Origin of the sequence: Brevibacterium sp. 239c (assembly GCF_900169365.1) — a bacterium.
In the GTDB taxonomy this organism is placed as follows: domain Bacteria; phylum Actinomycetota; class Actinomycetes; order Actinomycetales; family Brevibacteriaceae; genus Brevibacterium.
In genome coordinates this window covers 34,301-54,512 of the sequence record NZ_FXZH01000016.1, presented here as the reverse complement: position 1 = coordinate 54,512, position 20,212 = coordinate 34,301, and the positions used below count along the sequence as shown (strand labels likewise).

General features: G+C 63.0%; 16 protein-coding genes. 12 read left to right on the top strand and 4 right to left on the bottom strand.

Going from position 1 to position 20,212, the window contains the following annotated elements; genetic code table 11:
* Positions 1-238: 238 nt before the first annotated feature.
* Positions 239-937, top strand: a complete 699-nt coding sequence (locus BSP239C_RS14470) for a GntR family transcriptional regulator (protein ID WP_180959047.1) — start codon at positions 239-241, stop codon at positions 935-937.
* A gap of 7 nt (positions 938-944) precedes the next feature.
* Here the strand turns inward: BSP239C_RS14470 and ykgO are convergent, their stop codons facing one another.
* On the bottom strand, positions 945-1,067 hold the full coding sequence (ykgO, locus tag BSP239C_RS14465) for a type B 50S ribosomal protein L36 (protein ID WP_096162004.1): 123 nt from the start codon (positions 1,065-1,067) through the stop codon (positions 945-947).
* Between the two features lie 68 nt (positions 1,068-1,135).
* Here ykgO and BSP239C_RS14460 point away from each other — a divergent pair, with 68 nt between their 5' ends.
* The gene (locus BSP239C_RS14460) at positions 1,136-2,221 is read left to right on the top strand and encodes a GTP-binding protein (RefSeq protein WP_180959046.1); all 1,086 of its coding nucleotides are present in this window, start codon (positions 1,136-1,138) and stop codon (positions 2,219-2,221) included.
* A gap of 76 nt (positions 2,222-2,297) precedes the next feature.
* Here the strand turns inward: BSP239C_RS14460 and BSP239C_RS14455 are convergent, their stop codons facing one another.
* On the bottom strand, positions 2,298-2,756 hold the full coding sequence (locus BSP239C_RS14455; protein WP_101574062.1) for a Fur family transcriptional regulator: 459 nt from the start codon (positions 2,754-2,756) through the stop codon (positions 2,298-2,300).
* Positions 2,757-2,844: 88 nt separating this feature from the next.
* On the opposite strand from BSP239C_RS14455, the gene BSP239C_RS14450 reads away from it, so the two are divergent.
* On the top strand, positions 2,845-3,996 hold the full coding sequence (locus BSP239C_RS14450) for a GTP-binding protein (RefSeq protein ID WP_101574061.1): 1,152 nt from the start codon (positions 2,845-2,847) through the stop codon (positions 3,994-3,996).
* A gap of 315 nt (positions 3,997-4,311) precedes the next feature.
* A complete protein-coding gene (locus tag BSP239C_RS14445; RefSeq protein WP_101574060.1) occupies positions 4,312-7,992 on the top strand; it encodes an efflux RND transporter permease subunit in 3,681 nt (1,226 codons plus the stop codon).
* A gap of 47 nt (positions 7,993-8,039) precedes the next feature.
* Here BSP239C_RS14445 and aztA read toward each other — a convergent pair whose 3' ends face one another.
* Positions 8,040-8,672: a zinc ABC transporter ATP-binding protein AztA gene (gene aztA, locus BSP239C_RS14440; RefSeq protein ID WP_101574059.1), complete on the bottom strand. Its 633-nt coding sequence runs from the start codon at positions 8,670-8,672 to the stop codon at positions 8,040-8,042.
* Between the two features lie 29 nt (positions 8,673-8,701).
* Here aztA and aztB point away from each other — a divergent pair, with 29 nt between their 5' ends.
* The 4 genes from aztB to aztD all read left to right on the top strand — a co-directional run bounded on the left by aztB (position 8,702) and on the right by aztD (position 13,048).
* Entirely contained in the window at positions 8,702-9,553 is an 852-nt protein-coding gene (aztB, locus tag BSP239C_RS14435) for a zinc ABC transporter permease AztB (protein ID WP_101574058.1), read from the top strand.
* 9 nt (positions 9,554-9,562) lie between these two features.
* On the top strand, positions 9,563-10,795 hold the full coding sequence (locus BSP239C_RS14430) for a PQQ-binding-like beta-propeller repeat protein (RefSeq protein ID WP_101574057.1): 1,233 nt from the start codon (positions 9,563-9,565) through the stop codon (positions 10,793-10,795).
* Entirely contained in the window at positions 10,795-11,715 is a 921-nt protein-coding gene (gene aztC, locus BSP239C_RS14425; protein WP_101574056.1) for a zinc ABC transporter substrate-binding protein AztC, read from the top strand. The genes BSP239C_RS14430 and aztC overlap by 1 nt, the downstream gene beginning before the upstream one ends.
* Positions 11,716-11,797: 82 nt before the next feature.
* Positions 11,798-13,048, top strand: a complete 1,251-nt coding sequence (gene aztD / locus BSP239C_RS14420; protein WP_101574055.1) for a zinc metallochaperone AztD — start codon at positions 11,798-11,800, stop codon at positions 13,046-13,048.
* On the opposite strand, the gene BSP239C_RS14415 is transcribed toward aztD, so the two are convergent.
* A complete protein-coding gene (locus tag BSP239C_RS14415) occupies positions 13,029-13,880 on the bottom strand; it encodes a FadR/GntR family transcriptional regulator (protein WP_101574054.1) in 852 nt (283 codons plus the stop codon). The two genes, aztD and BSP239C_RS14415, sit on opposite strands and share 20 nt — an antisense overlap.
* A 229-nt stretch (positions 13,881-14,109) precedes the next feature.
* On the opposite strand from BSP239C_RS14415, the gene BSP239C_RS14410 reads away from it, so the two are divergent.
* The 4 genes from BSP239C_RS14410 to BSP239C_RS14395 all read left to right on the top strand — a co-directional run bounded on the left by BSP239C_RS14410 (position 14,110) and on the right by BSP239C_RS14395 (position 20,104).
* Complete coding sequence (locus tag BSP239C_RS14410; RefSeq protein WP_101574053.1) at positions 14,110-15,801, top strand: L-lactate permease; 1,692 nt, start codon at positions 14,110-14,112, stop codon at positions 15,799-15,801.
* 75 nt (positions 15,802-15,876) lie between these two features.
* Entirely contained in the window at positions 15,877-17,145 is a 1,269-nt protein-coding gene (locus BSP239C_RS14405; RefSeq protein WP_101574052.1) for an alpha-hydroxy acid oxidase, read from the top strand.
* A 386-nt stretch (positions 17,146-17,531) separates the two neighbouring features.
* Entirely contained in the window at positions 17,532-19,394 is a 1,863-nt protein-coding gene (gene dnaK / locus BSP239C_RS14400; RefSeq protein ID WP_101574050.1) for a molecular chaperone DnaK, read from the top strand.
* Positions 19,394-20,104, top strand: coding sequence for a nucleotide exchange factor GrpE (locus BSP239C_RS14395; protein WP_101574048.1), 711 nt, complete (start codon positions 19,394-19,396; stop codon positions 20,102-20,104). The genes dnaK and BSP239C_RS14395 overlap by 1 nt, the downstream gene beginning before the upstream one ends.
* The last annotated feature ends 108 nt before the right edge of the window (positions 20,105-20,212 follow it).

The window sequence follows — 20,212 nt, the reverse complement described above, 5'->3', positions numbered from 1 at the left end:
CCATTAATATCTGTCATCGCTGAATGCCCAGTTGCCAGATTGGATCCAATTATGCTCAGAATTCCCAGGCAGCAGTTCCGCAGTTCAGGTGCCTTTGGTCCAAATGGGCCCAGATTGCAGTTTGATTGCAATCGGCGCGGAGTGTCTCGAGTCGATGATCATTGCGGACCTTGGGATCCGCCGTCTCGCAGCGTGTGGGCGACTATGCTTCACGGCAGAGGGCGAAAGTATGAAAGGGATGCGAACTGTGACACACGATCAGGCGGCCAGCGCCAGAATCGCGGCCGAGCTGAGGTCGCGGATCATCAAGGGAGTTCTCGTCCCTGGAACCAGGATCAGGCAGGAGGAGATCGCCGAGGAATTCGGCGTGAGCAGGCTGCCGATCAGGGAGACCCTGCACATCCTCGAATCCTCTGGACTGGTCACCCTGGTGGCATCGACTGGAGCGTGGGTGTCAACGCTTAATCTTGACGAATGCCGGGAGATCTACCTGATGCGGGAACGGCTGGAGCCGCTGCTGCTGGGGATGGCGATGCCCACTCACACTGCAGATTCCTTTGCCGAGTTCGAAGCCAGTGCCCAGCGGGTGGAGGCGGCGACGTCGAGTGGTGACTTCCTTGAGTGTGACCATGATTTCCATCGGGCACTGATGGCAGGCCCGACGACGATCAGGCTCCACGACACTGTCGAGCACCTGTGGAATCTCACCCACTATTACCGCAGGCAGCTGCTGGCTCCGGACGGAATCACCCGACGTTCCCGGCGGGAGGACATCTTCGCCGAGCACCGCATGATCCTTCGGGCCGTGATCGATGGCGATGTCGAATCCGCGGAGGCGATGATGGCCCTGCATATTCGCCACACCCGAAAGCTCGTTGAGCTCAACCCCGAGATCTTCACGCACGGCAGTGCGGGCGGCCCCAGGCGTTCGCGCTGAGCTCGGATCAGCCCTGACGTGCCTTGAATCGGGGATTGAGCTTGTTGATGACATAGACGCGGCCGCGTCTGCGCACGACCTGTGAACCCGGCTGCTTCTTGATCGAGCGCAGAGATCTGCGAACCTTCATGACTGATCTCCTTAATGAGAATGAGTATTGTTAGGCTTAACAATAGATTCTTTGAGGGAAGGATGCCAATGCCAGAGTCAAGTGATGCCGATGTCGATGTGATTGCGGTGACTGGCGCGTGTGCCCAGGAGAGGGGCAGGTGCGCCCGGAGCATAGCGGAAGTCCGGGGATTCGTCTTCGTCCCTGCCGAGCAGACGGGTCAAGGACTCGAAGCCGTCGACAGGGCAGTCAATCTGATGCGCAAGGCGATCCACGTTCCCGGCGTCGTCCTGGAATACCCACTGGAGGTGCCGGTGATGGAGATCGTCGGCTTCCTCACGGCTCCGGACGCGGGGACGGCTCTCCTCGACCTCGTCTGCGTCCTCGACGTGGGATGTATGCTTGCTGATCTTGACTCTGAGGAGCTCATCAGAGTCCCCCTGGCGAGTGATGCGAGGGACGGAGGCGTCATCGCCTCGAAGGCTGAGCTGCTCGTCGCTCAGATCGAATTCGCTTCGACGATCGCAGTTGTAAACGGAAGCTCGCTCCAGCCGAAGGCGCTCGAGCGGGCTGCCTCGCTGCTCAGCCATCTAGCCCCAAGTGCTGAGCAGAGACTCGTCGCGAATCCCTGCAGCCGGCACGGTCGCGACGGTCTCGGCGGTCGCGACGGTTTCGAAGTGCTCGGTCGTGCCGGGAGGACCTACGTGCAGCGGCCACCGGATGCCGGCTGGGTGGCGATCCTCAACCAAGAATTTCCACCGCAGCGGCAATCCTGCGTGGTCGAAGCCATTCGGTACGAGCAGTATCGTCCCTTCCACCCAGGTCGCCTGAATCACGCGCTGAAGGCATGCCTGTTTCAGGGGCACTGCGGTCACATTCTGCGCTCGGCCGGATTTGCACGATTGGCCACACGTCCGCACATCACCGCTCAGTGGGATCAGGTCGGCCGCATATTCACGCTTTCTCCATTGGCGTTCGACGACAGCCCCGGCGCTGGGGCCGAGTTTCTCGCGTTCGGTCAGGACCTGGCGTTCATCGGCACCGGACTCGACGAGCTCCGGCTGCGGCAGGTCCTCGACGAGGCCGCCCTCAGCGATGCGGAGCTGGAGGCCGGGCCGATGGAGTGGGCGGGCTACCCCGACGAATTTCCGGCGTGGAGCACAACGGCGACGTAGGTTCGCCGATGCTGTCCGCCGACGACTGCAACTGGTTCTTCGCTGGCGATTGCAACCGGTTCATCGCTGGCGACCGCTACCGGTTCTTGGCCAGGGCGGCGCACTCAGCGCAGAGACCGAAGATCTCGAACACATGTCGAGTGACTTCGAATCCATGTGATTGTGCCGTGGTGGTGATCCAGTCCTCGCTGGGCGGTTCCACCTCAACGGCTTTGCCGCAGTTTTCGCACACCAGGTGGTGGTGATGTTCATCCTGGGTGCAGGCGCGGAACAGCTGTTTCTCGGCAATGGTGATGGAGTCGGCGTGCCCGGACTCGCTCAGGGAGTTGAGCTGTCGGTAGACGGTGGCCAGCCCCACTGTGTGTCCCTGATCCTCAAGCGTCCGATGCAGCTGTTGGGCGGAGACGAAGCGCTTCTCGCTCTCGAGGGCGGAGCGGATCACGGCCTTCTGAGCCGTACTGCGGGTCTTCTTGGGCTCTTCAGCCGTCATGTCCTTGTGCCTCCGACGCTGCAGCGCAGTTGGTCCTGTGAGCATATGCGCATACGTTGATATGTTCCAATATTAATGAAAAACATTACCATTAGCGGATGACGAGCGTCCCGATGGCAGATGTGGAGGAGATGTGAACACGAAGCAGTCTGCAGGAGCCGTCCCGGTGATCCTCCTGACTGGCTACCTGGGGGCGGGTAAGACCAGTCTGCTCAATCACCTGCTGCGCCATCCCGATGCGCGCATCGGAGTCGTCGTCAATGACTTCGGCGACCTCAACATCGACGCGGGCCTCGTCGTCGGGCAGGTCGATGAGCCCTTCTCCATCTCGGGCGGATGCATCTGCTGCCTTGATGATGACACTTCGCTCGAAGACGCACTCACCGCACTTGCGAAACCACGGCTGCGTCTCGACGCCATCATCGTCGAAGCCAGCGGTTTCGCCGAACCGCTGACACTGGCCCGGATGGTTACCCGCATGGGCCACCACCGCTTCCACCTCGGCGGGGTCATCGACGTCGTCGACGCCACCATGCATGCCGCCACGGTCGACACCGAAACCGCACCGCCGATGCGCTACGCGGCGACGACCCTGGTGCTTGTCAACAAGCTCGATCAGCTCCCCGTCGCAGACCGGGACACGGCTGTCGCTGCGATCCGGGAACGGGTCCATCAGCGCAATCCGCGACTCCTGGTCGTCGGCACCAGCTACGGCTGTCTCGACCCGGCGCTGATCTTCGACCCCGGTTCAGGGGCCGAACGAGGCGGCGACGGAACACGGTCGGGTGACAGTTCAACCGGGGATGCAGGCGCAAGCGCAGACCCCATCCAAGCGGAACTTCCGATCCGGGAACTCATCCGACAGGCTTACGCCGCGGCCGCTCAGACGGGCTTCGACGGCGAAGGTGAGAGCGCCCCCGTCCACCATCACGCACAGTCGGTGACGATCACTGGCGGCGGGTCTGCTGATGCTGGTGCCGTGCTGGACTTCCTTGAGGACCTGCCTGCCGGGGTCTACCGGGTGAAGGGCTCGATTCTTGTCGACGACAGAGCCGGAAGCAGGCGCTATGGGCTCCAAGCGGTAGGCCCGAACGTCTATGTGTCGGCGGTTGCGCCGCAATCGACAGCCGCACCGCAGAAGGAGCGCTGGGACAGTGCGCTGGTCGTCATCGGCGAGTCCTTCGACGAAGGGGCTGTCAGGGCGAGGCTGAAGGCCGCGTTGCGCAACGACGGAGGCGCGAACGGAGTGGAGCGACTCCGCCACTACGTACGCCTGCACAGCTGAGAGCAGTGAGGCGCCGATCTGCGCCGAGACCCGTCACACCGACGACTGTGGTGTTTCCGGAATCCAAGACGGAGGAAAACACCCGCGCCCGCAGCACACGGCGCTCATATGATCGAATCATGACCGATCTCCAACGCCTCACTCAGCCTTTTGGGGGAGAAAGAAGACAACTTTCGGGGGACGCGTCGACCAGCCCGGCCTGAAAGACTGAACTCGTTCCACCCTCGCCCGGACCATCCCCATCGACACACCGCCCCACAGAATCACTTGAACACCCATCCGCAGCTCCCGCATGCCCAAAACCCGGAGGAACCCGTGTCCCTGATCACCAGGATGAGTCTGAAGAACCGCCTCATCGTCGGCCTGCTCACCCTTGTGATCGCCGTTTTCGGCGTCATTGCGACCACCTCGCTCAACCAGGAGACGATGCCCTCGGTCGAGCTGCCAGGCACCTCGGTGCAGGTCACGGTTCCGGGAGCCTCACCCGAGGTCGTCGAGGAATCGGTGACCAAACCGATCGAAACCGCGCTCGAAGGGGTCGGAGACCTCGAGACGGTGAGCACAACCTCCTCGGCGGGATCGATGTCGGCCAACGTCACCTGGCCCTTCGGCAAGGATGCCGAGGAGATGACGGACTCTGTGCGCTCCGCCGTCGACTCTGCGAAGGCAGACCTTCCCGACGGCGCCGAGGCGGAGGTGCTCTCCCAGCAGATCGACGACGTTCCGGTGGTCATGTTCGCCGTCTCCGGGGGAGAGGACTCGCAGAAGCTCGGCGATCTCGTTGAGACTGAACTCGTCCCCGAGCTCCAAAGCGTCGCGGGCGTATCCAGCGTCGACGTGGCCGGGCAGAACGAGCAGCGAGTCAACATCAGCTTCCGTCCCGACGACGTCAACGATAAGAACGTCGTCACCACCTCGGTGCCGGACGAACTCACGGCCGCCGGAAGCGTCGTGCCCGCAGGTCAGAGCGCACAGGGGAGCAAATCACTGTCTGTGGAGGTCGGTACCGAACTGGACGCCGTCAAGGAGATCGAGAAGACCCCGCTGCGCACCGCTGACGGTACGGTCCTGCTAGGCGACGTCGCCGATGTCGAACTCGACTCCGTGGATAAGACCTCGTACTCGCGCGCCGATGGCAAGGATGCCGTGACGGTGTCGGTGACCAAGGGCCAGGACGACAACGTCGTTGAGGTCTCCCACGGAGTCAATGAGGTCCTTGAGAGGATGGGACCCGAACTCGGCGACGACATTTCCTTCTCCACGATCTTCGACCAGGCTCCCGAGATCGAGAAGTCGATCCATGACCTGTCGGTCGAAGGCGGGCTGGGACTGTTCTTTGCGATCCTCGTGATCCTGGCCTTCCTCGGCTCCTTCCGATCTACCGTGGTCGCCGCGATCTCGATCCCGATGTCGCTGCTGATCGCGATGATCGGTCTCATGGTCGGCGAATACACCTTGAACATCTTGACCCTGGGAGCCCTGACCATCGCCGTCGGCCGTGTCGTCGACGACTCCATCGTCGTCATCGAGAACATCCGCAGACGGCAGGGTACGAGCGACCTGACGGTCGATGACATCGTCGCCTCTGTCAAGCAGGTGGCCGGAGCCATCACGGCCTCGACCCTGACCACTGTGGCCGTGTTCCTGCCCATCGCCTTCGTCGACGGCATCGCCGGACAGCTGTTCCGACCATTCTCCGTGACCGTGACACTGGCTCTGCTCGGTTCGCTCCTTGTCGCGCTGACGATCGTTCCGGTCTTCAGCTACTGGGTCCTGCGGAAGAGCCCGAAGCCCCTGTCGCCGAAGCGCCAGGCTGCCACCGACGCAAGCTATGAGGCATGGGCCCGAAAGCATCGGGAGAAGGGCATCAAGCGCGCTGAGAAACGACAGTCGAGGATCGACAGGAAGAATGCCAAACGCGGCGCCAAGGGCAAGACGCTGCTCCCGGCGGCGACTGCCGATGCTCCGGTGACGCCGATGCCTGGTGACGGTGAGGCCTCGGACAGGGTCGACCGTCTGCAGCAGCGAAGCCTGCCGGCTATCCTGGCCGCACTTCGACACCCATGGCGCACGATCGTCATCTCCGTGGCGATCTTCGCCGTGACGATGATGATGGCCAGCTTCCTCAAGACTGATCTCCTCGGGGCTGCAGGGCAGAACTCTCTCTACATCGCGCAGACTCTGCCAGCCGGAGCCTCGCTCGAGGCCAGTGATGAGGCGGCGAAGAAGATCGAAGACGTTCTCGCCTCCGACCCGGACGTCGACACCTACTCGACGACCGTCAACGGACCCGAAACCGGTTCCGAGAACTCCTTCAACATCACCCTGAAGGATGATTCCGAAGCGGAGGTCGCAACGAACCGGCTGTCGAACCAGATCGACGGACTCGGCGACGATGTCGGCGAGATCGATCTCCAAGACGCCTCAGGCAGTGCAAATGAGGACGTGGAGATCAAACTCTCCGGCTCTGATCTGTCAGCGCTGGGCGAGGCCGCCGATTCCGTGACGAAGAAGATGAGTGAGACCGAGGGCGTGACGAACGCCCGCAATGACCTCGCCTCCGATCAGCCGATCATCCACGTCGATGTGAACCGGGAGAAGGCCGCGGACTACGGCTACAGCCAGGCAGAGGTGGGGCAGGCCATTGCGGCAGCCCTGCACGGAAGTGAAGCCGGAACTCTGACGCTGGAGGGCAAGGAGCGAGATATCTTCCTCGCCCCGACCCACCCCGATGCGACTCCAGACGAGATCCGAGCTTTGGAGCTTCCGGTCACCGAGGTGCAGACGCAGAATGCCCAGGAAGACGCGACCGATGCCGTTGAGGAGAAGACCGACCGCAGGGCCGAGGAAGCCAAGGCTAAAGCCGAAGAGGAATCAGCCGACCAGCTTGACTCGGCCCGGGAGGCCCGAGACAACGCCGCCGATCAGCTCGAAGAAGCACGGAAGGCTCTGCGAGATGCCCAGAATCCACCGCCGGCTCCGAGCCCCGGCGACATGGCAGCCGACCAGGTGGAACAGGCAGAAGAAGGCGTCGAACAGGCAGAGAAGAGCCTGAACGAGGCCAACGACGCCATCGACGACCTCGTCGACAGCCAGCGTGAGCAGGAGGAGAGCCAGGCCGAGGAGCAGGACCTCGCAGACGAACAGGCGGCGATCCCCGACATCAAGGGCGACCCGATCACGGTCGATGAGATCGCCAGCGTCGACGAGACCGAAACCCCAGCCACCGTCACCCGGGAGGACGGAAACCGTCAGGTCACAGTGTTCGCCACCCCTGCCGAAGGACAGCTCAACCCGGTCTCCGCGAAGGCACAGGAACTGACCTCGAGCATGGATCTGCCCGATGGCGTGAGCTTCGACGTCGGAGGTGCGAGCCAGGAGCAGGCCGACTCCTTCGCCCAGCTCGGATGGGCCATGCTCGTGGCGATCGCGCTGGTCTTCCTCGTCATGATCGCGACCTTCCGCAGCTTCGTCCAGCCGCTCATCCTGCTCGTGTCGATTCCGTTCGCCGCGACCGGTGCCGTGCTGCTGTTGCTGCTGACCGGCACGCCGCTGGGCATCCCCTCGCTCATCGGCCTCCTCATGCTCATCGGCATCGTGGTGACCAACGCGATCGTGCTCATCGACCTCGTCAACAAGCTGCGCGAGCACGGGATGGGACTGTGGGACGCGATCATCCACGGCACCCGACTGCGACTGCGCCCGATCCTGATGACTGCCGCCGCCACGGTCTTCGCCCTCGTGCCCATGTCACTGGGACTCACCGGCGGGGGAGTCTTCATCTCCCAGCCGCTGGCGATCGTCGTCATCGGCGGCCTCACCTCCTCGACCGTGCTGACCCTGATCCTTGTGCCCGCCCTCTACCTCCTCGTCGAGCGGCGCAAGGAGCGCCGGGCGGAACACAAAGAGGCGAAGGCTGCGGCTAAGCATGAGGCCGATCAGCACAGAATCGATGAAGAGACCGCCGAGGTGGCCGCCCGTCCCGTAGATGAGTGAGGTTCCGTGCGGCGACGGTTCACTGCCGCGGGAGTTCTGGTGAGTGCTCACCGAAACGCGAGCGCACCCTGGCGCAGATGGACGACGTGGTCGGCCCGAGCTGCCTGGGTGCGCTCGTGCGTGGCCATGACGATCGTGGCGCCGCGGCTGCGCTCGGAGTCGATGGCCAAGGTGATGTCCTCGGTCGCACGAGCATCGATTCCGGCCAGAGGTTCGTCGAGGAGCAGCAGGTCCGCGCGTTGTGCCAGACCTTGCGCCACCAGGGCACGCTGACGCTGACCCCCGGAAAGTGAACCGAGGCGACGCGAGGCGAGGTCGTCGATGCGCAGCTGGGCGAGGCAGTCGTCGACGATCCGCTGATCATCACTGCCGAGGCGGACGAAGAGGCTCCGTGCGCTCCATCTGCCCATGGCCACGACCTGCCTGACGGTGATCGGGAGGTGGTCCGGAGCAGAACCGCGCTGGGGCACGAAAGCCACATTGGACGGCAGGCCGGATATCGATCCGTGTGTCGGTTTGAGCAGGCCTGCCAGTGCCATGAGCACCGTTGACTTGCCTGAGCCGTTGGCGCCGACGAGTGCCGTGACTCGGCCCAGGGGAGCGGCCAGGGTGACCCGGTCGAGGGCGAGATGGGCACCATAGTGAGCGCTGAGGTTGGTGAGGGTGATCGGATTGTCCACACCATAACAATAATGGTTATCATCATCGAATGGAATTCCTGTTCGCACCCTTCGAGGTGTCCTTCGTCCTCCGCGCCCTCATCGCCGGTGTGCTCGCTGCCGTGCTGTGCGGGTGCATCGGCACCTGGGTCGTCCTGCGCGGTCTGGCCTTCTTCGGGGACGCGATGTCGCACGGGATGCTGCCGGGAGTCGCAATCGCGGCGCTCCTTGGCGGTCACCTCATGGTCGGCGCAGCGGCCAGTGCCCTGGTGATGGCCGCCGGGATCACCTGGGTGTCTCGCGAGTCGAAGCTGTCCCAGGATGTCGGCATCGGACTGCTCTTCGTCGGAATGCTGGCCGTCGGCGTGGTCATCGTGTCCCATTCTCAATCCTTCGCCGTCGACCTCACGGGCTTCCTGTTCGGTGACGTGCTCGGTGTCCGCGGTCAGGACCTGATCGTCCTCGCTGTCGCGGCCTGCCTGAGCGTGCTGGCCTGCGCGCTCCTGCACCGACCGTTCCTTGCGCTCGCCTTCGACGAGCGCAAGGCGGCAACTCTGGGCATGCGGCCCGGCTGGACTCATATTGCGATGCTCATGCTCACGGCCCTGGCAGTCGTCGCATCGTTCCAGGTCGTCGGCACTCTCCTCGTCTTCGGGCTCCTCATCGGCCCCCCGGCCACGGCCTGCCTTCTCTTCGACCGCGTCGGAGTGATCATGGCGGCCGCCTCGGCGATCGGTGCGATCGCGTGCTTCTTGGGGCTGCTTGTGAGCTGGTACGCCCAGACATCTGCCGGTGCGACCATTGCGCTGCTCACCGTCCTCGTCTTCTTCGTGGTGCTCGTCGCGAGGAGGGTGAGAAGTGCGCTACGATACTCTCATCACAATGAGAACCATTATCAATAGAAAGATCTCATGACGAGGACAACAGGATTCGCCGCGCCGAGCGCGGCACTGATCGCACTGCTCGCCCTCACCGGGTGCCAGGGACAGCAATCATCCAACGGGGCCGGCAGTCCCGGCCAGTCGACGGCTCCCCACGGATATGTCGAAGGCGCGGAGGAGGCCGATGAGCCGCAGCTGCGCCTGGCCGTCAGCGATGCGAAGACCGGCGCAGTCTCGGTCGTCGACTTGCTCACCGAGGACATTGTGGAAAAGGTCGAAGGCTCGCCGTCGACGACCCTGTCGGGCGCGGATTCCCGATATCTCTACCTCGGCGATGGTGAAGCCGGAACGGTCACAGCCGTCGACACGGGGGTATGGACGGTCGACCACGGCGACCACAGGCACTATTACAAGGCCGAGCCGAAGACCATCGGTCAGAGCGACGGGGCAGACCCCGCGCACGTCGTCTCGACGCCGACGGAGGTGGCCTTCTTCTTCGACAGAGAGGGCCGAGCGAAGATCTATGACCGGAGCGCATTCGGCGATGGCGAACTCAGCCAGCTCGGCACAGTGAAACCCGGTGCCCACCACGGAGTGACGATCCCCTTCGAAGACCACTTCGTGTCCACACTTCCAGGAGACAAGGCCGAGGATCTGCCCTCCGAACTCACCGTGTACGACGACAAGGGCCAGGCCTCACCGATCGATGCGAGATGCGACGAGATCCACGGCACCGGCGTCACGCGTGATGGGCTGGTCTTCGCTTGCGCCGACGGCGTGATCAGGGTCAACGAAGACTTCGACGCCGAGGTGCTGCCCTACCCCGAGGGCACCGATGAGCGCGCGTGGTCCGTCGAGGTCGGTCGGGACCTCGCCGCGACCCCCTTCGACGATGGTGGCATCGGGATCCTCGATGCGACGACGGATGAGTGGACCTTCGCCGACACCGACGCCGAGGTGGTCTCCGCCGGCATCGCCCCCGACGATTCCGCGGTCGTGGCCCTGGACGAAGACGGGGCCGTCTATTCGCTGAATCCAGAGACCGGGAAGGTGCTGACGAAGAAGAAGCTCATTGCACCCTTCGACGCCGAGAGCCAGGGTCACGGAGACGGACCCTCGGTGGCCGTGGACAGCGAACGCACCTATGTCAGCGACCCTGCGTCGGGGGCAGTGCTTGAACTCGACCCGGCCGATGGGCTGCGTGAGGCGCGCAGCTTCGACCTCGGTGGGGCACCCGCAAGCCTGGCTGTGACGGGGCGGTGATGGGCACACGGCACCACCTCACAGCGGTGGCGCTCACGTTGGCCATGCTCGGAGCACTGACCGCCTGCGCGGAAGGAGGCGAGGAGCCGTCGATCGTGGTGACGACGAACATCCTCGGCGATGTTGTGCACAGCCTCGTCGGAGACCACGCAGCTCTCACGGTGCTGATGAAGCCGAACTCCGATCCGCATTCCTTCGGCATCTCGGCGAAGGAAGCCGGAACAATGGAGGACGCCGATCTCATCATCAGTAACGGGCTGGGGCTTGAAGAGGGGCTGTCGGCGAACCTCGACAACGCGCGCAGCGAAGGGGTGCGCGTCCTCGAAGTCGGTGAACACATCGATCCCCTTGAGTACACCTCGGGTGGCAGTGCGGGGGCACCTGACCCGCACTTCTGGACCGATCCCGCGCGGATGGTCGCCGCCGTCGATGTCATCACCTCGGCGCTGGGGGAGGAGGTCGGTGATGGCCTCGCCGAGGCGATCGAAGCGTCCGCAGCCTCGTATCGAGGGCAACTTCAAGACCTCGATGCCGAAATCGAAGAGATCGCCGAGACGATCCCTGCCGAGAACCGGAAGCTCGTGACGAACCATCACGTGTTCGGCTACTTCGCGAACCGCTTCGACTTCGAGGTCATCGGGGCGGTGCTGCCGAGCGGGACCACACTGGCATCACCCTCGGCAGCCGATCTCGAGGAGCTTGCCCGCACGGTCGAGGACGCGGGGGTGCCCACGATCTTTGCGGACTCCTCGCAGCCGCAGAAGCTCGCCGAGGCCCTGTCTGAGGAAGTCGACCTCGATGTCGAAGTGACACCGCTGTTCTCGGAATCGTTGACCGAAGCCGACGGGGAGGCCGGAACCTACATCGACATGCAGCGAACCAACGCGCAGGCCATCGCAGACGGACTCGTTCCCCGCTGACGAGCCCTTCTCAGCGCGGCACACGGCCTCGCTCCACCACAGATTACGGACACACCATCATGGAAATAGGGAAGAGAGAAGAATGAGAACACAACGAACCCTGATCGCACCACTGGCTGCCAGCGCGGCCGTCACCGCCCTCCTGCTGAGCGGATGCGGCACTACCGGTGCGGAGGCCGACCCCGACAGCGGCGAGCAGGCAGACACAGCAGAACCCTCGGACGCCGAACAGGTCGAGGAAACGCAGCCACGGCTGATCACTACCTATGACGGCGGCATCCTCACTCTGGACGCGAGGACGCTCGAGGTCATCGACGACACGAAGCTCGAGGGCTTCAACCGAGTGAATCCGGTCGGCGATGGACGACATGCGATGGTGTCGGTGGCGAACGGGTTCCAGCTCTTCGACGCCGGTGTCTGGACCGAAGAGCACGGCGACCATACCCACAGCTTTGCCGGCTCACCGCGCCTGACTGACAAGGTCTATGAAACCGATACCCCAGGTCACATTGTGCGCCACGGCGGTTCGACAGTGCTCTTCGGCGACGGCGACGGGCGTATGCAGATCTTCGACACCGACGCCTTCCACGATGGCGCACCCGAACCCGAAGTCAAAGAGGCCGAGGAGGCACACCACGGTGTGGCGGTGCAGTTGGAGAACGGCGACGTGCTGCACACCATCGGCAATGAAGAGGAGCGCTCGGGTGCGAAGGTCGTTGATGCCGAAGGCAAGGAGATCGCCCGCAATGAGGACTGCCCGGGCGTCCATGGGGAGGCCGCTGCCCAGAACGAGGCGATCGCCGTCGGCTGTGAGGATGGAATCCTCTACTACAAGGATGGGAAGTTCACGAAGGTCGACTCCCCGGACAGCTACGGTCGGATCGGCAATCAGGCAGGATCCGATGACTCGCCGGTCGTGCTCGGCGACTACAAGGTCGACGAGGATGCCGAGCTCGAACGCCCGGAGAAGGTCACACTGACGAACACCGAGACCGGGAAGATGAAGCTCGTCGACCTCGACTCCTCGTACAGCTTCCGTTCCCTGGCCCGCGGGCCCGAAGGCGAGGCACTCGTGCTCGACACCGACGGCAAGCTCAACGTCATCGACCCGGAGTCCGGCAAGATCACCGGCTCACATCCGGTCACCGAAGCATGGAAGGAACCCGTCGACTGGCAGCAGCCCCGGCCGACGCTGTTCGTGCAGGGGCAGAAGGCCTATGTCTCCGAACCGGACAAGAGCCAGCTCCACATTGTGGATCTGGCCACCGGTGAGGTGGAGAAGAGCGCCGAACTGCCGCACGCCAGCAACGAAGTCACCGGTGTGACCGGTTGACGCCCGCGCTCAGCCGCGCTTCTGTCCGGCCCTGCGTCAGCTGCGGCAGGGCGGCGGTGGCTGATCGGATGTGATCTTCGGTCAGCTGCACCGCGTGATCGGTATCGCCCTCGACGATCGCCTGCAGGATCGCATGATGCTCCTCCTGCAGCTGTGCCATCAGTGCACGCGGATCCTCGACCTGGTGGAAGGCATCGAGGATGGGCCGACGCAGCGAACCTCGGATGGCCTCGGTGAGATCGGAGAGCAGTTGATTCTCGGAGGCGTGGGCGATGGCGACGTGGAAGGCAGTGTCAGCGTCGTTGAAGGTCTCGAGGCTGACCCCGGGAGTGTCCATGATCGCCAGTGAGGCATTCATGCCGGCCAAGGCGTCTTCGTGGACCCGCCCCGTGGCCAGCGCGGTGCTTGAGCGCTCCAATTGGATGCGTGTCTCGATGGCCTCCTCGATGCTGAAGTTCGCCAGAGCCACATGCAGACGCAGGAAACGAGTCAGCGCTTCCTTGGGCATGGACGCGATGAAGGTGCCAGCGGACTTGCCGGACCCGACGTTCGAGACGACCACGCCGAGAGACTCCAGCACACGCAGGGCCTCACGCACTGCTGCACGACTGACTTCGAGTTTGGCGGCCAGCTCCCGCTCCGAGGGGAGTGGATCGCCGACAGTCAGAGATCCGGAGGTGATCTGCTCCTCGATCGCATTGATGACGAGTTCGTGGGTGCTCGATCGCGCAACCGGTTTCCATTCCGGCGTCTGGGACATGTTGAGGGCCTGACCTAGGGCAGCGCCGGTGTCCTTGCTGACCGATCCGCTGCTGACTGATTCATTGGGCATGAGTACTCATTTTTCGCACCTGTTCATCATTCCATGTGTGAGACATTGGCCGACCATGAATGAAACCTTGACCTGGGTCACATTCGGCAATACACTCACCTTAGTGGTCTGACCACATAAAGGACATACTGAAAATCGTCGAGTATGCATGATCGGGCGCGTTCAACGTCGAACCGCAGACGCTGTAGTCGAGTACCGAGCATGTAGGAGAGAACGTGTAGGAGACACCATGTACACTCCTGAAATCGCCCCACTTGCAGACAGTCTTCTGTGGTCATCTCTGATCGCCGTGCTGCCGCTTCTGACCATGTTCGTCACCCTCGGAATCTTGAAATGGAAGGCTCACTGGGCCGGCCTCGCCGCTGTGGCCGTCGCCCTGATCATCGCCATCTTCGTCTACGACATGCCCGCCGGATTGGCCGGGCTCTCCGCAGCCCAGGGCTTCGCTTTCGGTTTGTTCCCGATCATGTGGATCGTGGTCGCAGCCATTTGGCTCTACGAACTGACCGTGACGTCTGGTCGGTTCCAGGACCTGAGGCTCGTCATCAACGTGATCTCCGATGACCCCCGAGTGCAGGCCATTCTTGTGGCCTTCTGCTTCGGCGCACTGCTCGAAGCGCTCGCAGGGTTCGGGGCGCCGGTGGCCATCACCGGCATCATGCTCGTCGCAGTTGGATTCACTGCCATGCGAGCCGCCATGGTCGTTCTCGTGGCCAACACCGCACCGGTTGCCTTCGGCGCGATCGGCATCCCGATCATCACCGCCGGAAACCTCACCGGAATTGACTACCAGGACATCGGCGCCATGGTCGGTCACCAGACTCCGCTGTTGGCCTTCATCGTCCCGCTGTTCCTGGTCCTCCTCGTCGACGGCAAGCGCGGACTGCGCCAGCTATGGCCGCTGGCGCTCGTCGTCGGAATCGCCTTCGGTGTGGCCCAGTACCTCTCGTCGAACTTCCTGTCGGTAGAACTCACCGACATCATCGCCTCCTTGGTCAGCCTCGGCGCCGCCGTGCTCATGCTCCAAGTGTGGAAGCCCGTCGGCGGGCAGGATGCGCTGGACACGATGGCGGAAGAGAAGAAGACGGAAAAGGCGTCCGCGCCCGATGCCGGTGGCGCAGGGGGTGCCGTGGACACCGCCGTGGATCAGAAGACCTCACCGCTGACCGGATCACGAGTGTTCCTGGCTCTCTTCCCCTACCTGCTCGTCATCGTGATCTTCTCGATCTCGAAGCTGGTTCCATTCCTCAGTGAATGGTTGGCCAGCACCGACATCAAGATTCCTTGGCCAGGGCTGGACGGGAACATCCTCAACTCTGCCGGCGAGGTGTCGACAAGCACTGTCTATAACTTCCAGTGGCTGTCGACGCCGGGCACCCTGCTCCTGATTTCAGGAATCATCACGGCAATCGTGTTCAAGATTTCGGCCGGAGTGGCCTTCAAGGTCTTCATCGACAACCTCATCAAGATGCGGTTCTCGATCCTGACCGTCGGGTTCGTCCTGGCGCTGGCCTATGTCATGAACCTGTCCGGGCAGACAATCACCATCGGTACGTGGATTGCCGGAACCGGTGCTCTGTTCGCGTTCCTCTCGCCAATCCTCGGCTGGCTGGGAACCGCAGTGACCGGATCGGACACCAGCGCTAACGCCCTCTTCGCCACCCTGCAGCAGGCGGCGGCGACCAAGGCTGGAATCGACCCTGTTCTCCTCGTCGCCGGCAACAGCTCCGGCGGTGTGGTCGGCAAGATGATCAGTCCGCAGAACCTCACCATTGCCGCGACTGCGGTGGGGCTTCTGGGACAGGAATCGGCCATTCTCCGCCGCGTGCTGTGGTGGTCGGTCGGCATGCTCATCGCAATGTGTCTGCTGGTTGGCCTGCAGTCGACCGTTCTGTCCTGGATGGTGCCCGGTGGAGCATGAGGCCTCGCCCGCCGAAGACTGAGCATTGAACCCCCTGCACTGAAGTGTGCGAACTGAAGAGAAAGAGACCCACTCATGGTCAAGAGGCAATTGCCCAATCCGTCCGAGATCTTCGAGCTGATGAAGTTCAAGAAGTTCGAACTCGACTCTCGGAAACGCCGTCTCGAATCGGCGTTGACGATCGAGGACCTGCGCCAGATAGCCAAACGGCGCACTCCCGCTGCCGCGTTCGACTACACGGACGGCGCGGCAGAGGGGGAGATCTCGATGGAGCGCTCGGTGCAGTCCTTCCAGGACATCGAGTTCCACCCGTCGATCCTCAACGATGTGTCACAGGTCGATACGACGACACAGATCCTCGGCGGCAGTTCGGCGATGCCCTTCGGTATAGCACCGACTGGGTTCACCCGGCTGATGCAGACTGAAGGTGAGATCGCCGGTGCCTCCGCTGCCGGCGCGGCAGGCATTCCATTCACCCTGTCGACGTTGGGAACGACCTCGATCGAGGACGTGAAGAAGGTCAACCCGGATGGCCGGAACTGGTTCCAGCTCTACGTCATGCGCCAGCGGGAAATCTCGTACGGTCTGGTTGAACGGGCCGCAGCGGCAGGCTATGACACTCTCTTCTTCACCGTCGACACTCCGATCGCCGGCGCTCGCCTGAGAGACAGTCGCAACGGGTTCTCCATCCCGCCGCAGCTCTCACCGAAGACCGTTCTCAATGCCATTCCGCGTCCCTGGTGGTGGTGGGACTTCCTGACGACGGAGAAGCTGCAGTTCGCTTCCCTGTCCGAGACAGGTGGGACTGTGGGCGAGCTGCTCAACTCGGCCATGGACCCGTCGATCGACTTCGATGATTTGGCCACGATCCGAAAGATGTGGCCGGGCAAGCTGGCGATCAAGGGTGTTCAGACCGTTGCCGATGCCAGGAAACTCGCCGACCTCGGCGTCGATGCCATCGTGTTGTCGAACCATGGCGGGCGACAGCTCGATCGTGCTCCGGTTCCCTTCGAGCTGCTTCCCTCGGTGGCGAAGGAGGTCGGCAAGGACCTCGAGATCATCGTCGATACGGGAATCCGCAATGGTGCCGATATCGTCGCCTCCATGGCTCTGGGCGCGGACTTCACACTCATCGGCCGTGCCTACCTCTACGGGCTCATGGCCGGTGGAAGGGAAGGCGTCGATCGCACGATCGCGATCCTCAGCGAACAGGTCGAGCGGACGATGAAGCTGCTTCAGGTGGCCAACGTTTCCGAGCTCAATCCGAGCCACGTGACCCAGCTGCGTCGGTTCAGCCGCGATGGGCAGTTGGACGGTGCGACTCCACCGGCCGGCCAGATCTGATCCATCGCTATTTCCACTGTGAAGGCGGCCTGCGGGACTCTCCGCGGGCCGCTTTCGCTGTGAAATCAGGATCAGCGTGTGGTTGTCGTGCGACGTTGCAGACCCGGGCGAGGGGCAGCAGGAAGCGCTTTCAAAAACTTTTTCTCCCCCGCGGAATAAACCCTCACTCCGCAAAGTTGAGTCTAGTGTACGCAACTTTGGTGATGCTGGGCTTGACTGCTTGGATCACGAAGATAATACTTGAGTGCAGTTGGCTCAATGTGTGCGGTCGAGTGGGTCCACCACTCGTCCCCGTGGCAGGAAATGTCGTGGAAGCCAGGTGGTGGATCCGCCCGATCGCACACATTCGAGTCGAGATTACTCACGATATGTAAGGAGACAACGTTATGGCACGTGCAGTTGGAATCGACCTCGGAACCACGAACTCCGTCGTCACAGTCCTCGAAGGCGGCGACCCCAAGGTCATCGCAAACGCGGAAGGCGGTCGCACGACCCCATCCGTCGTAGCTGTCAACAAGAACGGCGACTCCCTGGTCGGCGAAATCGCCAAGCGCCAGGCCGTCACCAACATCAAGAACACCGTGGCTTCGGTCAAGCGCCACATGGGAACCGACTGGTCCACCGAAATCGGCGGCAAGAAGATGTCGGCACCTGAGGTTTCGGCTCGTATCCTGCAGAAGCTCAAGCACGACGCTGAGGAATACCTGCAGGAAGACGTCACCGACGCAGTCATCACTGTTCCCGCATACTTCAATGACGCCGAGCGTCAGGCCACGAAGGATGCCGGTGAGATCGCAGGACTCAAGGTCTCGCGCATCATCAACGAGCCCACCGCTGCAGCTCTGGCCTACGGCCTTGAGCGTGGCAAGGAAGACGAAACCATTCTCGTCTTCGACCTCGGTGGCGGTACCTTCGATGTCTCCCTGCTCGAAGTCGGCAAGGACGAAGACGACTTCTCTACGATTCAGGTCCGTGCGACCTCAGGTGACAACCGCCTCGGCGGCGACGACTGGGATCAGCGCATCGTCGACTGGCTCGTCGGCGAGGTCAAGAACGGATACGGCGTCGATCTGAGCAAGGACGCGACCGCAATCCAGCGTCTGAAGGAAGCTTCGGAGCAGGCCAAGAAGGAACTCTCCTCTGCCACCAGCACCAACATCTCGCTGCAGTACCTGTCGATGAGCGAGAACGGACCCATCCACCTGGATGAGACCCTGACCCGCGCGAAGTTCGAGGACCTGACCAAGGACCTTCTCGAGCGCACCAAGGCTCCGTTCCACGCAGTCATGAAGGACGCAGGCGTGTCCGTCTCCGAGATCGACCACGTCGTCCTCGTCGGCGGTTCGACCCGTATGCCAGGCGTCACCACCGTCGTCACCGAACTCACCGGAGGCAAGGAGCCCAACAAGGGCGTCAACCCCGATGAGGTCGTGGCAATCGGTGCTGCCGTGCAGGCCGGTGTCCTCGTGGGCGAACGTAAGGACGTTCTGCTCATCGACGTCACCCCGCTCTCGCTCGGACTCGAGACCAAGGGTGGCGTGATGACCAAGCTCATCGAGCGCAACACCCCGATCCCGACCAAGCGTTCGGAAACCTTCACCACGGCCGAGGACAACCAGCCCTCCGTGTCGATCCAGGTCTTCCAGGGTGAGCGTGAGTTCACTCGCGACAACAAGAACCTGGGCACCTTCGAGCTGACCGGTATCGCTCCGGCGCCTCGCGGCGTGCCGCAGATCGAGGTCGCCTTCGACATCGACGCCAACGGCATCGTGCACGTGTCGGCCACCGACAAGGGCACCGGCACCGAGCAGTCGATGACGATCACCGGCGGTTCCGCACTGCCGCAGGAAGACATTGACCGCATGGTCAAGGAAGCCGAAGAGAACGCAGACGAGGACAAGAAGCGCCGTGAGGCCGCTGATACCCGCAACAATGCGGAAAACCTCGCCTACCAGACCGAGAAGCTCGTCACGGACAACGAGGACAAGCTGCCTGAAGAGGTCAAGACCGAGATCAACTCGGACGTTGAAGCTCTCAAGGAAGCACTCAAGGGTGAAGACGACGACGCCGTGAAGACGGCCTACGACAAGCTCGTTGAGAACCAGCAGAAGATCGGCGAAGCCATCTACAGCCAGCAGGGTGCCGAAGGCGCCGCTGGTGAAGAGGCCACCGCTGGTGCAGATGCAAGTGCCGACGACGATGTCGTCGACGCTGAGGTTGTCGACGAAGAGGACGAGGAGAAGAAGTAATGACTGCCGAGGGCAACGATCCGTCGTCCGAGGAGCCAGGCTTCACCTTCAGCGACAAGCGCCGAATTGATCCGGACACCGGCGAGCTCCGCCCAGAGGCCGACTCAGCGTCGGCCTCGGCGGAGGCCGGTGAGGCCGATGTCGCAGCCGGTGCCGATGGCACCGACGACGTCCAGAATGCCGATGAGGATCTGGCCGATGCCAGTGACCTCGGCGTTGACATTCCAACCGATGCTTCGACGTTGAATGACACCGAGGCCGCGCCGGGCGAAGAGGCCGCCGAACCCGAACCGGGAACTGAGGCCGCAGCGTACCTGGCCGACCTCAAGCGCATCAATGCCGAGTACGCCGCCTACCGGATGCGGACCGATCGCGAACGCGAGCGAGCCGCCACCGGTGGCACGATCAAGGCCATTGAGGCATTGATCCCTGTGCTCGACGAAGTGCGCCTGGCGCAGGAGAACGGCGACGTCACCGGGCCATTCGAGACCCACGTGAACAAGCTGGTCGACTCGCTGAACAAGGTCGGCGTCGAGCAGTACGGTGACGTCGGCGACGAGTTCGATCCGCGACTGCATGAGGCTCTCATGCAGCAGCCTTCGGACGACGTCGAGACTCCGACCGTCTTCCTGGTCATGCAGCCGGGCTACCGCCTCGGAGACCGAGTCATCCGTGCGGCGCGCGTCGGCGTGCAGCAGCCGGAGGACTGAGAACCACACCCTCGCCGAGGTGGTCCCACGGCACAGCGTCACTGAACTGACGTCGTGAACGTGGGAACCACCTCGGCGGCGGTCCGGATCATCCGGGATTGTGATCCC

What these genes read in the sequence shown, in the direction of transcription:
- BSP239C_RS14430 (WP_101574057.1), top strand. Translation starts at nt 9,563, where the DNA reads ATGACGAGGACAACAGGATTCGCCGCGCCGAGCGCGGCACTGATCGCA.
- dnaK (WP_101574050.1), top strand. Translation starts at nt 17,532, where the DNA reads ATGGCACGTGCAGTTGGAATCGACCTCGGAACCACGAACTCCGTCGTC.
- aztC (WP_101574056.1), top strand. Translation starts at nt 10,795, where the DNA reads ATGGGCACACGGCACCACCTCACAGCGGTGGCGCTCACGTTGGCCATG.
- BSP239C_RS14455 (WP_101574062.1), bottom strand. Translation starts at nt 2,756, where the DNA reads ATGCTCACAGGACCAACTGCGCTGCAGCGTCGGAGGCACAAGGACATG.
- BSP239C_RS14395 (WP_101574048.1), top strand. Translation starts at nt 19,394, where the DNA reads ATGACTGCCGAGGGCAACGATCCGTCGTCCGAGGAGCCAGGCTTCACC.
- BSP239C_RS14410 (WP_101574053.1), top strand. Translation starts at nt 14,110, where the DNA reads ATGTACACTCCTGAAATCGCCCCACTTGCAGACAGTCTTCTGTGGTCA.
- BSP239C_RS14470 (WP_180959047.1), top strand. Translation starts at nt 239, where the DNA reads ATGCGAACTGTGACACACGATCAGGCGGCCAGCGCCAGAATCGCGGCC.
- BSP239C_RS14460 (WP_180959046.1), top strand. Translation starts at nt 1,136, where the DNA reads ATGCCAGAGTCAAGTGATGCCGATGTCGATGTGATTGCGGTGACTGGC.
- aztB (WP_101574058.1), top strand. Translation starts at nt 8,702, where the DNA reads ATGGAATTCCTGTTCGCACCCTTCGAGGTGTCCTTCGTCCTCCGCGCC.
- BSP239C_RS14405 (WP_101574052.1), top strand. Translation starts at nt 15,877, where the DNA reads ATGGTCAAGAGGCAATTGCCCAATCCGTCCGAGATCTTCGAGCTGATG.
- aztD (WP_101574055.1), top strand. Translation starts at nt 11,798, where the DNA reads ATGAGAACACAACGAACCCTGATCGCACCACTGGCTGCCAGCGCGGCC.
- ykgO (WP_096162004.1), bottom strand. Translation starts at nt 1,067, where the DNA reads ATGAAGGTTCGCAGATCTCTGCGCTCGATCAAGAAGCAGCCGGGTTCA.
- BSP239C_RS14415 (WP_101574054.1), bottom strand. Translation starts at nt 13,880, where the DNA reads ATGCCCAATGAATCAGTCAGCAGCGGATCGGTCAGCAAGGACACCGGC.